This window comes from Phyllobacterium sp. A18/5-2, from assembly GCF_025452215.1.
Classification (GTDB): Bacteria; Pseudomonadota; Alphaproteobacteria; order Rhizobiales; family Rhizobiaceae; genus Phyllobacterium; species Phyllobacterium sophorae.
This window is the reverse complement of sequence record NZ_CP104967.1, coordinates 1,385,806-1,400,491: the sequence shown is the minus strand read 5'-3', so window position 1 is coordinate 1,400,491 and position 14,686 is coordinate 1,385,806. Positions and strand designations below refer to the sequence as shown.

Here is a 14,686-nt window from a genome sequence, read left to right as displayed (position 1 = left end):
TCCAACGAGGAGAAAACGAGCCCATTGTGGCGCGCGTTCGATCCGATTCTGGTTGAGCGACGAACTCACAGCGGCATGCCGAGCCACGCCAGCGTGAATGCCGCCATCAGTGCGCCTCCAAGCCAGAGACTGAGCGGATCACGCACGGCAAACGCGACCGGATCATCGTTGAGCTCACCCCGAGCGCAAAGCAGCCAAATACGACTTACCCAAAGGAACAGCACGAGAGGAAGAAACCATAGCCAGGCCGGGTTTGCGTAGAATGAACGGCTAAATGCATCGAATATCAGATAGAGTACCATGATTAGAATTGACGCACTCGCGGTTGCGACTCCCAAGCCCAGGAGCACCGGCGCATCGGTGGCAATGTAGCCACGCCCAGAAACAACAGCACCACCTCTCGATGCCATTCGCTCCACTTCGGTGTGCCGTTTGGCAAAGGAGAGCGAGGCAAACAGAAACATTGAGAAGACAAGCAGCCATGGCGACGGCTCAACGTTGGTCGCTGCGATCCCCGTGGCCAGTCTCAAGGTGAAGAGGATTGCAAGGATGACGCAATCAAGCACCGGCACTCTTTTCAGCCGCAGCGAATAGGCAATGGTCGCAATCAGGTAGGCCGCAAATGCGGCAACCACCTCCGGTCCGATAGCGACCGCAATAAGGAATCCCGCTCCAATACAGAGTGGCGCTGCCATTAGAGCAGTTTGGAGCGGCAACGCGCCGCTTGCTAGCGGTCGGTCACGTTTGGACCAATGCGCGCGGTCATGGGACAGATCGCAAAGATCGTTCAATAGATACGTGCCCACGGCGACGAGGCTGAGCCCCAGAAAAGCCATTAGATTGACAAATGCGGTGAACGGGTTTGCAATTTCGCCACTGAGAATAGCCGGGACGAAGATGAGCGTGTTTTTGGCCAATTGGTGAAGGCGCGCCGCCTTCAGGAGAGGAGTCACACCAGCGGTGCGGGGTAAAATCACCGCCTCTTTGCCTAAAAGTCCGATGGCTTTGGCAACCGATGCTGAGGGCTCAACAGCCACGACCTTGCGCGCTTTTTCCCAAATAGGCAGGTCGGCAGCGCAGTCACCGATGTAGTCGAATCCGTCTGGAAACTCGCGCTGGATGCGTTTCAGCTTTTCCGGACCCTTGAGGTTGATGTGTCCGTCACTCCCGATAGTGCCATCCAGGAAAGGGAGGTGGTCCATCATTCGATCAGCAAGAAGCTGGTCCCCAGCGGTTACAAGGAAAACCTGACGCCCGCGAAGTTTTTCTTCATTTGCCATGGCGGCAACTTGCGCGTTTACCGGAATCTGAATGACGTCAATCACCGCAGACTGCGCCAATTGTCGCTTGAGATGGGCCCGTCCACGCAGGAGCCAAAGACACATCTGAAAAATCCGCCGCGGGTCGCTGCTCAAATACGCAAGCGCAGTCTCAAAAAGAAGATCCGTACGGATAAGGCATCGGTCAAGGTCGACCAGAAGCGGCGGCTCGTCTGTCGCGGAAGTTACGGGCTTTACTGGAGCCGGCCTCGCGGGTTCGACGGAGGTCTTTTTCGCCGGATAGAGCCACGTGCCAGGCTTGTTCAGCATGCTGTCGACAAAGGCTTTCGCGTCCATGCCTCTCTCCTCGAGGCAATCTGGAATTACAGACACAAGAATAGTATTTCGAACGATTGCCGCTTTCTCAATCTAGCGGTTTCAAACAAGAATCATGAGATAGCCATCAGAGTGTCGCGAATTATCCAAATGGGGGATTGCGCTGCCCAAATGAGGTATATTTGGCATGGCGAACTCCCGTCATTGGTAATCGAAGTCGTCTGACTCAATTTTCGCCCGATCCACTAAATGATGGATATGTATATACAACGGAGATTCTTGCTAGTGAGGCACAATAATTCTCCAAATACTAATACTATCGATGCAGTTGCTAGGGAACAGTGTAGCGAGCACAATGTACAATTGACACTTTCTCGCCATTCCTCAATTGCTGAGAACAGTTATGACACTCGAAACACCACTCGATGAGCGAGACAACGTTCATGGGTTCTTAGCCATCTTGCTAGGCATTCTGTGGATCAGCTTTGCCGTCGGTATTTCCACGGCCGTAACATCCTGGCTCTATCCAATATCAGCACTGCTGATCGGCGCGGGACAGTGGTTTCTTGCAAATCTGGTTCATGAGGCAGCTAGTGGCACACTTTTCCGCAGTCGGCTGCTTAACGCCACGATCGGAAGGATGATGTTGGGGTGGCCGATTCTACAGCCCTTTAGTGATTATTCAGACGCATCTACATGCAACAATGCTGGGACCATAGAGGACACTGACAATCCAAGACAGCGTTATACGATTGCAGGACATGTATATCGTCGTTGCAATCAGAGGGTTTCGCGACTATTGCGCTCAGACAATAGAAAAGAGACGCTATGGATGTGTCTTTTTCATGCTTTGGTCGCTCTTATTGCTTACGATTTGGGTGGGCTGAACTATCTCATCATATTCTGGTGGGTGCCTTTTTTCTTTATATACCCCATTGTGAGTTGGTTTGGTCAATTGATAACGTATTTCTTGAGGTGGACCCCCTTTTAAAGTCTACAGAGCGTTAGCAGAGGCAAGCTGCAGCCTCCCAAGGTGGATTGCCAGGTGATTATAGCGATCGAGTCCTTCGGATACATCGATATAATCCGAGTATCCCCAATGTCATCGGCACGCCGTTTGCAGAATTTACGGCGGGTATTCCGACAATGTCCTCCCAGGTTGTGCTTCTTCGGCTTTTTCAGCCAGCGCCTTGATCTTCGCCATCAGTTCTTCATCGTATTCTCGCGCGCTCGATCATCGCCGCCACCGACACAGGCTCCGAAGAAATGTCGCCAATAAACCGCACTTCCCCGTTTCGCTCTCCATCGGCCGCCACTGAAATCTTCAGCTTCGACGTATCCAAGCCGATAAAAAATACGCTATCTTCTTTCATGGTTCGCCCTTGCTTTTGGGGATCGGCTCCGGCCTATCCAGAATGTCGCGCGCTATCCACAACATGCACTGACTAACCGCATTGATGCGGCTTGCAGTGGTATCTATTTATCTTGCCTGGCGTGCCACCGTGGTTGCTTGTGGGGCGATTGATTGCGGGAGAATACGGACATGTGGTTGGAACTCACGCGATGCGAAGACAATGAGAGAGTTGTCGTTAATATGTCGAGGGTCAACAGGTTCTACCGAAACGCCGAGGACACGCGTACGATAATTTGGGCAGGTATCGGCACTGGCGAAAATTCTAGCTTTCGCGTTCTTGAATCAGTTCAATTTATCCTGAACATGATATCTGAAGAGAAAGAAAGACTTGCAGGACTTGGCAGTTAGCCACGCCAGCGTCATCAATTGCCGGGGCGGCGACCCCTGACGAAGATAGTGATACTGACAATGTCGAAGGTCGAAACTGGTATTGTTCGCCCGTTGAGGCAGGTGTTGTCGGCTACGTTCTCAAAACTATCGATGCGGCTGAGCTGGTGCCAACGGTCGAGCCTTATCTGCGCGGCTTGATGGCATCGATCGGTATCGTCCAGCCCGAATGTCGGCAGCGGCGGACTAAACGTTACAGTTAACCACAGCCGCCATGTAAACATCCTAAAAGCGTCACAAAAATATTATTATTTTTCAATTACATAGTGGCTATAGGCTACTTCAATCCGATCACCATCGAATCTGGACCGACAAGCGGTTCGACCCGCGTTTTTGAGAATCCGGCTTCACGCATCCAGGCCTGACAGTCTTCTCCCGTATAGTCGAACCCGCCGGGCGTCTCGATCAGCATATTCAAGCTCATCAATAGACCGAAAGCGTTTTTGCGGCGATCATCATCGATGACGGCATCATAAACAACGACTGCGCCGCCTTTCGGAAGAGCATCAAATACCTTGCTTAGAAGCATCTTTTTCTGGGTAAGGTCCCAATCGTGGAGGATGTGACCCATGACGATGACGTCAACTTTCGGCAGGGGATCCTCGAAGAAATTTCCACCATGAAACCGCACTCGGTCCTTCACTCCACGACGGGCAATAAATTCCTCGAAGACTGGTTGAACCGCGGGGAGGTCGAAACCGATCCCGGTGAGGTGGGAATGGGCGCTGGCAAGAGTGGCAGGAACCATGCCCTGAGCTGAACCAAGATCCATGAAGGTCTTGTAATCTTGCCATGGGAAATTGGCGGCGATGGCGTGGGCTGCCCCCGCGCTTATTCCACTCATCGCGCTTAGAAATCCTCGCAATCGTTCCGGATCGGCATAAATTGCCGCAAAGAAGTTTTCTCCTCCACCCTTGCCCTACAATTCGCCGGTGCGCAGGGCATCCGTTAGCGATCCCCAGAAGCCATAGAGCCGGGCATTTGCCATCTCCAGGATACCGCCGATATAGGATGGCTTGGCTCGATCGAGAAACAGCAGACGCGTCATCCTGCAAATTCTGAATTTTGTCCGCGGCAGCATCGGCTAGATGAGACCATATTCTTGCAAGGCTGTCCCCAGCAATGCGATACTCTTCCTCATCCGGCCCAGCCATCAGTTGAAGCACGTCGTCGAAATCACGCGCTCCCTTCTCAATGACAGCGTACAGACGTTCGGCTTGCTCGAGAGTCGGACCAGGTCGCTCGAGAGCCAGAGGCACGTCGTTTACAAGGCGTTCCACGAGATCGGCATGGCCCCTGAACCTTGGAATCCAATCAATCGACATTGTTTCTTCCCCGAAGGTTTGTTCTCCCCAGAGGCAAAAGAAAACCCCTTGGTGACACCTTGTAAAGGGGCAGGGAGGAACGGCAAAGAACGATTAAGAACTGCTCCGGAATGTCGTTGACGCGATGAGGTAGGTCACGGCTCGCTACGACAATTCCCGGATCAGTTTCTTCCTGATAGCGGCCCAAATGTCGGTAAATTTCGTTATAATCATGACGAAAGCATTGTCTCCGGTGATGACTTTTTTGGCGTAGTATGCGGCCAGGCCATCTTCATCGCCCGATATGACCAGCGCGTTGATCGTTACGTGCATTTGTTCGGCACGGTGACGTGCATGATACAACGAAACCAGATTTGGCCGCACTGCCCCCAAAGTCTCCCTGCCGTCTCCCGAAATGTCGATGACCGATCTGAGCGGACACAATCCAGGATCGGCAAGCAGGTCCAACGCCTGCCAGATGCCATTGCCGATATCGGTGTTGCCGGCGACGGCACGCTGGTTGCGCTCTCGCGAGCGAACGTTTCCGAGCCCCTACCTTTGTCAATAAAGAACCAGTCGATCTTTTGGACCGGCAATGCGCTGTCACCCCAAAACACAGCTGAAACAGCCACCATGCCGGCGCTTTTCAAGACCGACAAGACAGATTCATCTCGCAATGCGCTGACAATTGCTCGTTTCTCAAATGCATATTCTTCGTCCGTGATGCTGTCAGAGCCGTCAATGGCAAAGACGATCGCAACGTCGGCACAAGCTTGCGCTTGAGACGGCGCCGCCGTCATCAATACTAGAGCCATGCAAAAGAACGTCTTGCGCATCTTCGCTGCCCCCCAAGTCATGAAAATGGCCCTCGAAGATGATACCACGCCAGGCGCGCAAATTGCTCACCCACGAGGGTGAATGATCGGTAATCTCATTGCGTTCATGGCCAGGCGACCAGCTATTTGGTAGCAGTTGCTTCAGCACGCCCCTGTTTAGTTGTCCTTCAGCGCTTGGCGTAAGGCACCAAAACGAAGACGATAGTGCGCCGGGGTCAAACCCGTCTTGCGTCGGAACAGGCGACCGAAGAAGCTTGCGTCCTCATAGCCAGCCTCGTTGGCGACGGCTTCGATCGGGAGATCGGTGGTTTCCAAAATTTGCTTGGCTTCTTCGAGCCGCAGAGCGTGCACATAGTCGAGGGGTTTCATGCCCGTTGCTCTAGTGAAGCGGCGGATGAACGAACGTTCTGGCAGGCCAGAACGTGTTGCCATCGCGGCAACTGGTGCGTGGGTCTTGTAGTTCATCGCCAGCCATTCCTGGCAACTGTTGACCACGGCATCGGTGGTCTGCCGAAAGGCAGTGAAGCAAATGGCCGCTGTCCCATGTCATGCCACTGCAGCATGTAGACCTTTGCAACCTCCATCGCCTCCTTTAAGCCGACAAATCGAGCGATAAGATAAAGTGCCAGATCCTGCCAGCTCGATCCGCCGCCCGCCATGATAATACGCTGGGCCTCGCCACTCAGCACGAGCGACCGATCTACTCTGACCTTGACGCCCGGATAATTGTTGGTGAGGGTCGCGACATAAGCCCAATGAATGGTCGCCTCGCGATTGGTGAGTAGTCCGGCTTCGCCGAGTAGCACTGCACCCGAACAGGCGCTGGCCAGCATCGCGCCATCCTCGTGCGCTTGCTTGAGCCACTGCGCTTCAGGATCATACATTCCGCTGACGCTTTCGCCCGGATTGACGAAGAAATCCGGAATGCACACGATGTCGGGCTGCGGGCAGTCTTTGAAATCGTGGTCAGGCTTCACCCAGATGCCATTGGCGGCCTGAAACACATCCATGGTGCGGGCGACGATGTAGGGCCGCATGCTCTGTTCGCCCGCTTCCCCCGTTACGATGAAGGGGAAGTCGCGGCCGGGAGAAGAAAACAAGTCAAACATGCCGTACAACGCGGATGCCGTAACTTCCGGCACAGCGAGAATGGCGACATTGATACGACTATTCGATGCGGGCATGGCAGAATTGACCGCCTTTCAGCATTTCCGACTTTAGTACCGAACATCCGGCGGTGCTAGGTTCCCTGTTACAGGAGGAGCTGAGATGACACATGACGAACTCCGCAGCGCAATGCACGGCGAACTGCTTGAGCCGGGAGATGTTGGCTACGACGACGCCCGTATCGTGTGGAACGGCATGATCGACAGGCGACCAGCCCTGATTGCCCGTTGCCGCAATGCTGCCGACGTGCTGGCATCGGTCAATTACGCACGGGTTCATGACCTTGCCATCGCCGTACGAAGTGGCGGACACAATGTCGCCGGCTATGCCGTTTGCGACGGCGGGCTGATGATCGACATGTCTCTCATGAATGCTGTTCGGATGGCACCTGGATTGGATAAGGCTTATGTTGAAGGCGGTGCCACTTGGGCAGACGTTGACGCCGCCTCCACACCTTTAGGGCGTGCCACCCCAGGTGGACTGATTTCGATGACAGGCGTGGCAGGGCTCACCTTGTCGGGCGGCATTGGCTGGCTCCGCGGCACGCGCGGCCTGAGCTGCGACAACATCATTGCCGCCGACGTCGTTACGGCCGACGGCCGGCTGCTTCGGGTGTGCGACACCGAGAACACTGACTTGCTGTGGGCCCTCAAAGGGGGAGGCGGCAATTTTGGCGTTGTCGTGAACTTTGAGTTCCGTCTCCACCCGATCCCGGCAGAAATGATGTTTTGCGCTCCCGCCTATCCCGAAGAACGCGCCAATGACATCCTGCCGCAATGGCGTGATTACATGGCCTCGGCACCGGACGAAGTGAGTGGCCTCGCCGAATTCTCCACTGTTCCGCGTGATCCGGCATATCCTGAACACGCATGGGGGAAGCGCGTCTTGGCACTCGCCACGGTCTATGATGGTCCAGCTGAAGATGGGGAGCGGATTATGCAGCCATTGCGCAGCTTTGGCGAACCCCTGCTCGATTTCAGCGACCGCTTGCCCTACCGCGTCCTGCAGACCCTCTATGACGAGCTCTTTCCCAAGGGTCGGGATCGCTGCTACTGGAAGTCGACCTACCTCAGGAACCTGAACGAAGATGTTATTGACGAGATCACCGCGCGCCTGGCAAAGCGTCCTTCCGAGATGACCTTTGCTTCGATCTGGAAATTTGGTGGCGCGGTGCAGCGCGTTGCCGCCGACGCCACCGCGTTTGGCGATCGCTCCATGCCCTTCATGCTCAGCCTCGATGCGATCTGGTCCAGCTCCGGCGATGACGATGCCAACATCGGTTGGGTTCGCGATGTCTGGCAAGATATGCAGCGCCATTCCACTGGGCGGATGTACCTTAACTTCCCAGGACTTGGGGAGGGCGACAATCTCGTTCGGGATGCATACGGTACGGAAACCTATGTACGGCTTCAAAAGATCAAAAGCATTTACGATCCTGATAACCTCTTCCAGATGAATCAGAATATTCCGCCTCGATGAGGCCTCTCGGACGAACGATGTTCGCTTGGTTTTAGCGAGTCTCAAGGCGTGCTCGTGATTGGCGAGATGTGAGAACCGATCGGTGGCATTCGTACCCCGATGCGGAAATTTCGCTAACACTAACGATCTGTCGCTTCAGCTACACAACTCGTTGTACAGACCTTCATCTCACTTCACGACCGAGAACTCGTTGCGGTTGCCGGCGTTGATCCAAAAATACTCGTTCCTGCCTTCGGGGTTTCCCGCCGGATTGCGGAAGATGGCAGCGCAGTATCTGCCGCGCGCGTCAGCCCAGGTGCAAATCGTATCTCCTTCCATCCAACTAGCGCCCTGATCCGAATATGCGCCGACAGAGATGGTAGATACTCCGTTGGCGGATGTGGTGCGCAAGTATGGCTCGCCAGTAGCTGGACGTCGTCCCTCGATATGGTGGCCGAACAGCAGCGCCTTGATCTCGTCACCGCTCAGCCTATCCCCCGATTTCGCGTCGAGACCGAACGGCAAATCCGGCACGCCCGCCTTGCGCAGACCTGCAAGCAACCGCTCGGTGTCGGCATAGTTCTTGAATGGGAAATAATTTCGTACGAACAGTCCCGAGAATTCTCGGTTATCTCCCATTTCGAGCAATGACTGCCTCAGCTTCTCGTCGACGCCGGCGATATCGGCAGCGCGTTCGAGATGCCCGTAGGCCGCCATTCGCACGATGAGGCCAAAAAAATTGGCCCAGTGCATTTTAGGTTGCGCATCGATCTTTTCGAGTGATACCGCCGCCTCTTGGAATCGGTCCATCGAAAAGTGGGTCAGCCCGGCCACATACGAGCGCCAAGCTGTCCAGACAGGTTCAACGCGCGTTGCGGCATCAATATAGCCGCGTCCCTCGCTGGGGCGTCCGTTGAACACCAACGCGTGGCTCATATCATCGTAATTCCAAGGGTCGCTGGCATCGAGTGCGATCGCCTTTTCAAGAGCGGCAATGGCATCGTCGGATTTTTGCTGCCGGAGCAGCAGCGAGGCAACGATCTGGTAGTATGTGGGGGAGGGGCGCTTTGCGGCTTCCTTCAGGCATTCGTTGAGCTTGACCATCACATCTTCCCACGCTATTCCCACGGCTTGCTCTTGCTCCGCGCTGTGAAGGTCCCAATACACCCAGGCGAGTTCTGCCCAGGCGCGGCCGAAGTTCGGATCGAGCGCCAGAGCCTGCTGGTAGAGCTTGACGGCCTCCGCAATATCGGTCGGGGTGTCGCGATATTTGTGTTCGAGACCGCGCAAAAGGGCCTCGTAGGCGGCAGCGTTGCTGGTGCCGCCGGAGATCTGGGCGACACGCTGGATCGTGATCAAGCGCAACTTCAGGGCCGTTGCTATCTCGCCGACCATCTTGTCCTGAAGCTCGAACACCTCGCTCCACGCTCCGTCAAAGCGCTCCGCCCACATATGGCCACTGGTTGTCGCGTCGATGAGCTGCGCGTTGATGCGCATCTGGTCGCCGGCGCGGCGGATACTGCCTTCGAGGATGTAGCGAACGCCGAGTTCTGCGGCAATCTGGGCTGGCTGTATAGCCTTGTCCTTGTAGGTGAAGGCCGCATTGCGCGAGACGACAAAGAGCCCGGGAAGACGCGCCAGCTCCGTCGTCAGGTCCTCGGTGATGCCGTCGGCGAGGTAACCCTGTTGTTTGTTCTCGCTGAGATTGTCAAACGGTAGCACGACCAGCGATGGCCGGGTATCGGCCGCAACAGCATTCCGCAGGTTAGTCTCGTCCCCCATCCGCCACGGCTGCCACCAGGCGGTCGCTCCCGCCAGCAGCAGGATGACTGCCGCGGCAGCGGCGGGAACGCGCAAGGATCGATGGTTCTTGCGCGCTTCGATCGTCTTGCCAGCTGCGGCAGGGTCGAGCACGACACGGTATACCCGAATTGGCTCTGCGATGCCTTTGACCATCTGTTCGCCCATCGAGGCATAGCCGACCGCAAGCTTTGATTTGACCTGGTCGTAGGCGGTTCCGGAGATGGCGATACCTCCCGGCTCGGCCAGTGCCTGTATGCGGTCCGCGACGTTGACGCCGTCGCCATGGATATCGTCACCCTCAACGATAATGTCGCCGAGATTAACACCTATCCTGAAGTCGAGCCGCTGGTCTGGTGGTGCAAGAGCGTTCCGCTTCGCTTTCTGCTGCTGTACCTCCACCGCGCAGCGCAATGCATCGACCACGCTGTGAAGTTCGACCAATATGCCGTCACCCATGGTCTTCACCAGTCTTCCGTGATGCTCTGCGATTGTCGGTTCGAAAATCTCTTTCAGGTCGGTCTGAAACCGCGCGCGCGTACCCTCTTCGTCGATCTGGCTCAGGCGGCTGTATCCGACGACATCGGCGATCAGGACGGCAGCAAGGTGGCGCTCCATATCCGGCCCCCTTCACGGAGTGCAATGCACCCCGGTCAATATCTTACCGCAGGTGACCAGCCGATGCCATTGCGGCTTTAAAAGCATCGGATGCCACACGAGCGCGGCCTGCAATGTGACCGCTTATGATGCTGTGGACCGCTCCGCTGCCGGTATCGCGATTTGCCCAATCTTGCAGTCGGCTCATGGAACAGAACCACCCTTTTGCGCCGTAACGTTCCCGCACAGCAGAATGGCGACATCGAACGACTGTTCGAATGGCAGATTTGGCCGCGTTTCGGCGTTTCCGACTTTAGTGGCGAACACGCGGCGGTACTAAGCTTCCCCTCAACAAGAGGAGATATTTGGCCTGCTGCCGGTTTCATAGACACTGAGTTAAGGTGTTCTGCGTGAAACCGGAGAGTATGAATGCAAAGACGAAAGTTCAGCCGCGAATACAAGCTTGAAGCGGTGAAGCTGGTGAAGGAGCGTGGTGTCGCTGTTGCACAGGCTGCCCGCGACCTCGATGTCCACGAGAATGTACTGCGCAAATGGATCAGGGAGCATGGCTCCGATCCGGTCCAGTCCTTTCCAGGGCATGGACAGATGAAGCCGGAACAGCTTGAGATCGAACGGCTGCGGCGCGAGGTCGCGAAGCTGAAGGCGGAGCGCGATATTCTAAAAAAGGCCGCAGCCTACTTTGCAAGGGACGCGATATGAAGTTTGCGTTTATTGCAAAGCACCGTTCGATCTGGCCGGCGGCATGGCTCTGCGAAGCGCTGGGGGTTTCTCGTTCCGGCTTCCATGCCTGGCTCAATCGCTCGCCGAGCGACCATGCCCGCTACGATGAGGTTCTGCTGGACAAGATTGGGCAGAGTTTCAAGTACAGCGACAGAACCTATGGTGCCCGGCGTGTCTGGCATGATGTGCTGGCTGAAGGCTTGTCGTGCGGTCTTCATCGCATTGAGCGGCTGATGCGTCAGAACGCGCTCCGAGCGAGACCACGGCGGCGCGGTCTGCCGAAAGATGCCGGCGACCGATCTGTCATCATGCCCAACGTCCTGGATCGCCAGTTCGCAGCCGACCGACCGAACCAGAAATGGGTGGCCGACTTCACCTATATCTGGACGGCCGAAGGCTGGCTTTATGTTGCCGCCGTCATCGACCTGTTCTCACGCCGTGTAGTCGGCTGGTCGATGAATGCGAATATGACGGCGCAGCTCGTCACCGACGCCCTCATCATGGCGATATGGCGCAGAGGAAAGCCGGATGCGCTGTTGCATCATTCCGATCAGGGCAGCCAATACACCAGCGAACAGTTCCAGCGCCTGATGGGCGATCACGGCATCACCTGCTCCATGAGCAGATCGGGGAACGTCTGGGATAACGCAGCGATGGAAAGCTTCTTCTCATCACTGAAAACGGAGAGAACGGCACGAAAGGTTTATCGGACAAGAAATGATGCAAGGGCGGACGTATTCGATTACATCGAAGCGCTTCTACAACCCAAGGCGCTCGCCACTCAACACTGGGCTATCTCAGCCCGAACGATTTTGAAACCAAGGTGGGATTAGCTTAACCTCGTGTCCGAAAAACCGGCAGCAGGCCAAACAGCAAGGTCGGAAATGTCACCTTATGTTGAGTTATCAGTACCAAGACCGTCACTTAGGATGGACAGCAACGATTTCGCGGGACGCTTGTCCCGTTAAAGCGGAGGCGAGATTTTGCGCCATCCGCAGATGGTTCATCACCACCGGCAGGGTTGCTGCCGCATATTTTTGCAGTTGCGCGTCCTGGCCAGACCCGATTTCCCATGCAAGCATTTGCGCGGTTTTTTGATGGTCAATGATTTGGGCACGGATGTAAGCCACGTCAAATGCATGGCCCTCTACTGTATCGAGCTTCTGCCTGATCGCTTTGTGGTCGGCGTCTAAAGCATCCGGTAGCGGGATTTTTGCAGAATCGGCCAAAACCTTCAGCTTACTGTTGGCATCCGAATGATCATGGACCATGGCCTGCGCGAATTCCTTGACGTCGGCATTGGCTGCCTTTGCGCCGGCGAGTTTTCCGAAATCCACTTCGGCCAGTCCGCCTGCCGCCGCGAGCTGAGCAAAAAGCCGATCCTGATTGTTCGTTTGATGCGCCGCCGGTACGCCCGGTTCCTGCATGCGTGTGTCCGGAGCAAACCCCGCGGGATTGCCCATCTGGGCGAGCGCCGGTGGGACAACGATCGTCATGAGAATTATTGTCAGAAACTCGCGCATATTTTCTCTCCTCGTTTGTGCCGGAAGCATCAAAGCGTCAGCATGTAGGCAACCAGGGAATCCTTCTCGTCCTGGGTCAGCTTCACACCGAGGACGAGATTGAAGTATTCCACCGAGTCGGCCAACGTCAGCAGGCGTCCGTCGTGCAGATACGGCGGTGAATCCTTAATGCCACGTAAGGTAAATGTCTTGATAGGACCGTCAGGAATTGCCACCTGATCGTTGGCGGTGTAACCAATATTGTAAAATCGTTCCAGCTGCAGATCATGCATATTGTTGTCGAGGAAGGAAGTTTGCGGGATGTGACATTCTCCGCAACGACCCTTGCCCATAAAGACACGTTCGCCCGCCAGTTCCTGCTCGCTGGCTTTCGCAGGGTCGAGTTTACCCATCGGGTCGAGCTTCGGCGCTGGCGGAAAATCAATGATATTCTGCATTTGTGCCATCATGGCAACCTGATTGGGTCTGTCCGGAAGGTTGACCCCTTTACGGGTGGCACTGACATGGTCACCGTTAAAGTAAGCCGTGCGCTGCTCGAATTCTGTAAAATCCTCGATTGAACGCAGGGAGCGTTTCGATCCATGGATTTGCTGGTTGAACATCCCGCGCAGGCTGGTGCTGTCGAGACGGAAACGCGAGGCTTGGGGCCTGACATCCGGTGTGAGGTGAAATGCCCCGTTTGTGTGGAAATTGGAGTGACAGTCGAGGCAAGCAACCCCCATGCTCTGCTGCGCGACCTTCCGGTCTTCGGTCTGGTTAAATTCCTCCTGAGGAAATGGTGTCAGAAGAAGTCTGAGACCCTCCATCTGGACCGGCGTAATGATGCCGTTCATATATTCGTAGAAATTTTTGATCGTCAAAAGGTCTCCCCGCGACACGTCGCCCAGTTCAGGGTGGGTGGTCAAAAAAATCGGAGGAGGAAATTCCGGCGTCAAATGATCGGGAAGATCAAAATCGACATCAAAACGCTTGAGGTCGCGCCCTTCCTGTTTGTCGATCTCGTCAATTTCCCTTTGCGGAAAGACCTGTCCGCCAGTTGCTTGCTTGACGTGCGGCAGGGGCCTGAAGCCCTCGGGAAGAAGATTTTTTTCGCAGAATCTCGTCCGGGCTCATATTTGCCAGAGTGTCCCAGGTGACTTCATCAGAAAGTTTGACCCGCACGCCGGTTTGCACTTTTTTGAGGCCTCCCGACATCATGACTTCGGGCATGGGTCTATCCGAGAGGTCATATCGCTTATCGAGCAAAGTTTGCTGGCGCTCCATGACTTTCGACTTCTGCGCCTCATCATCGGCTCTCACACGCGAAAGTGGCTGCGTCGGTAGCGGACGGTAGGTTAAATCCGGTGGCAGAGGGTCCGAATAAGCAGCCAGGCTTGCCGCACTCGCACTCATGACACAGGCAAGAGCAATCAATTTTAAAGGTGACATGCCGATCTCCAGAACGCTCATGAATAACGCACGAACTTGCGACGACAGAATTCGTTCCCCTGTCCTGAAAGCATGTGCCGTCGCACGTATGCAGCTACTTCCCCGGCACTCTGGGAAAGTGGGATGGTGAATTCCGTCGCTTATCTTGGGATATCAAAATCGCTCTTGCCGACTCGGGCGCGAGCGCATGCTTTGGTGTCGAAAATCTTCGCCTCTTGCTGACATACCTAAAAGAAGCCGTCATCGACGCGGTGGTCTAAAGCCGGAATTGGCTAAGCAGCTCACAGCAGTTCCGCCGACGGTGAAACCCCGCTTTGTCCCTTAGCGTACAGTGGGGAAAAAATCGAAGAAGACAGGAACAATGCTCGGGGAAAATTGTTGGTCAGCCCACGGGGTCAAATCAGCAAGGAGGAAAATCATGCCGAATAATAATGAT

7 protein-coding genes and 5 pseudogenes are annotated in these 14,686 nt (G+C 55.3%); 3 read left to right on the top strand and 9 right to left on the bottom strand.

The genetic code is table 11. The annotated features are described in order from the left end of the window. Window positions 1-65: 65 nt before the first annotated feature. Window positions 66-1,616: a UbiA family prenyltransferase gene (locus N8E89_RS25450; protein WP_262262557.1), complete on the bottom strand. Its 1,551-nt coding sequence runs from the start codon at window positions 1,614-1,616 to the stop codon at window positions 66-68. A gap of 382 nt (window positions 1,617-1,998) precedes the next feature. On the opposite strand from N8E89_RS25450, the gene N8E89_RS25445 reads away from it, so the two are divergent. Beyond that, entirely contained in the window at window positions 1,999-2,586 is a 588-nt protein-coding gene (locus N8E89_RS25445) for a fatty acid desaturase (RefSeq protein ID WP_262262556.1), read from the top strand. A gap of 235 nt (window positions 2,587-2,821) precedes the next feature. On the opposite strand, the pseudogene N8E89_RS25440 reads toward N8E89_RS25445, so the two are convergent. From N8E89_RS25440 to N8E89_RS25425, 5 genes and pseudogenes are all read right to left on the bottom strand, one after another. Further along, a pseudogene (locus tag N8E89_RS25440) lies at window positions 2,822-2,968 on the bottom strand (IS110 family transposase); the annotation flags it as partial. Window positions 2,969-3,673: 705 nt separating this feature from the next. Next, a pseudogene (locus tag N8E89_RS25435) lies at window positions 3,674-4,432 on the bottom strand (methyltransferase); the annotation flags it as partial. Window positions 4,433-4,865: 433 nt separating this feature from the next. After that, a pseudogene (locus tag N8E89_RS25430) lies at window positions 4,866-5,500 on the bottom strand (DUF1194 domain-containing protein). 192 nt (window positions 5,501-5,692) lie between these two features. Beyond that, window positions 5,693-6,001, bottom strand: coding sequence for a helix-turn-helix domain-containing protein (locus N8E89_RS29155; RefSeq protein WP_315975714.1), 309 nt, complete (start codon window positions 5,999-6,001; stop codon window positions 5,693-5,695). Next, window positions 5,998-6,720, bottom strand: coding sequence for a DJ-1/PfpI family protein (locus N8E89_RS25425; RefSeq protein WP_315975713.1), 723 nt, complete (start codon window positions 6,718-6,720; stop codon window positions 5,998-6,000). The genes N8E89_RS29155 and N8E89_RS25425 overlap by 4 nt, the downstream gene beginning before the upstream one ends. Window positions 6,721-6,805: 85 nt before the next feature. On the opposite strand from N8E89_RS25425, the gene N8E89_RS25420 reads away from it, so the two are divergent. Then, window positions 6,806-8,182 carry an FAD-binding oxidoreductase gene (locus N8E89_RS25420; protein ID WP_262262554.1) on the top strand — a complete coding sequence of 459 codons (1,377 nt, stop codon included), beginning with the start codon at window positions 6,806-6,808 and terminating at the stop codon, window positions 8,180-8,182. 168 nt (window positions 8,183-8,350) lie between these two features. Here N8E89_RS25420 and N8E89_RS25415 read toward each other — a convergent pair whose 3' ends face one another. Beyond that, complete coding sequence (locus N8E89_RS25415; RefSeq protein WP_262262553.1) at window positions 8,351-10,579, bottom strand: adenylate/guanylate cyclase domain-containing protein; 2,229 nt, start codon at window positions 10,577-10,579, stop codon at window positions 8,351-8,353. A 408-nt stretch (window positions 10,580-10,987) separates the two neighbouring features. Here N8E89_RS25415 and N8E89_RS25410 point away from each other — a divergent pair. Further along, window positions 10,988-12,137 (top strand): annotated as a pseudogene (locus N8E89_RS25410) (IS3 family transposase). An 82-nt stretch (window positions 12,138-12,219) separates the two neighbouring features. Here N8E89_RS25410 and N8E89_RS25405 read toward each other — a convergent pair. Continuing rightward, window positions 12,220-12,726 (bottom strand): DUF4142 domain-containing protein, encoded by a 507-nt coding sequence (locus tag N8E89_RS25405; protein WP_262262552.1) that lies wholly within the window; start codon window positions 12,724-12,726, stop codon window positions 12,220-12,222. A 125-nt stretch (window positions 12,727-12,851) separates the two neighbouring features. Continuing rightward, window positions 12,852-14,214, bottom strand: a pseudogene (locus tag N8E89_RS25400) (cytochrome B6). Window positions 14,215-14,686 lie beyond the last annotated feature (472 nt).

Excerpts from the sequence above, each read along its gene's own strand:
- N8E89_RS25450 (WP_262262557.1), bottom strand. The coding sequence starts at position 1,616 with ATGGACGCGAAAGCCTTTGTCGACAGCATGCTGAACAAGCCTGGCACG.
- N8E89_RS29155 (WP_315975714.1), bottom strand. The coding sequence starts at position 6,001 with ATGAACTACAAGACCCACGCACCAGTTGCCGCGATGGCAACACGTTCT.
- N8E89_RS25415 (WP_262262553.1), bottom strand. The coding sequence starts at position 10,579 with ATGGAGCGCCACCTTGCTGCCGTCCTGATCGCCGATGTCGTCGGATAC.
- N8E89_RS25425 (WP_315975713.1), bottom strand. The coding sequence starts at position 6,720 with ATGCCCGCATCGAATAGTCGTATCAATGTCGCCATTCTCGCTGTGCCG.
- N8E89_RS25420 (WP_262262554.1), top strand. The coding sequence starts at position 6,806 with ATGACACATGACGAACTCCGCAGCGCAATGCACGGCGAACTGCTTGAG.
- N8E89_RS25445 (WP_262262556.1), top strand. The coding sequence starts at position 1,999 with ATGACACTCGAAACACCACTCGATGAGCGAGACAACGTTCATGGGTTC.
- N8E89_RS25405 (WP_262262552.1), bottom strand. The coding sequence starts at position 12,726 with ATGCAGGAACCGGGCGTACCGGCGGCGCATCAAACGAACAATCAGGAT.